This window comes from Pseudomonas sp. IT-P100 (assembly GCF_949767185.1).
Lineage (GTDB): Bacteria > Pseudomonadota > Gammaproteobacteria > Pseudomonadales > Pseudomonadaceae > Aquipseudomonas > Aquipseudomonas fluorescens_B.
The window spans coordinates 1-316 of sequence record NZ_CATKQK010000049.1 but is presented as its reverse complement, the minus strand read 5'-3'; the positions used below and the strand labels follow the sequence as shown (position 1 = coordinate 316).

At 55.7% G+C, this 316-nt stretch carries 1 pseudogene; it reads left to right on the top strand.

Annotated elements, in window-relative coordinates:
* Positions 1–17 precede the first annotated feature (17 nt).
* A pseudogene (locus ACM6IQ_RS23850) lies at positions 18–316 on the top strand (RHS repeat protein); the annotation flags it as partial.

Genomic DNA, 316 nt, shown 5'->3' with positions numbered 1-316 from the left:
GAAGGACCGTCGATACCGTGAACCCTCACCAACACACACCCACGTTGTCGATTATTAATTCGCGTTCGCTGGCAATCCGCAACGTGGACTACTGTCGGCATCCAGACAAAACAGATATCGAGTCGCGAATCACTCGGCAAATTTACGACGCGGCGGGGCGGTTGATTGCGTCATGGGATCCACGGCTTTGGGGCTCGGCGCCGAAACCGAACCTGGTGACTGTCTACGGCTTGAGTGGTCAGCCCGTGTTGACGGAAAGTGTGGACGCCGGTTGGCAGCTGAGTTTGTTGAATCACACCGGCTTGCTGCATTCATT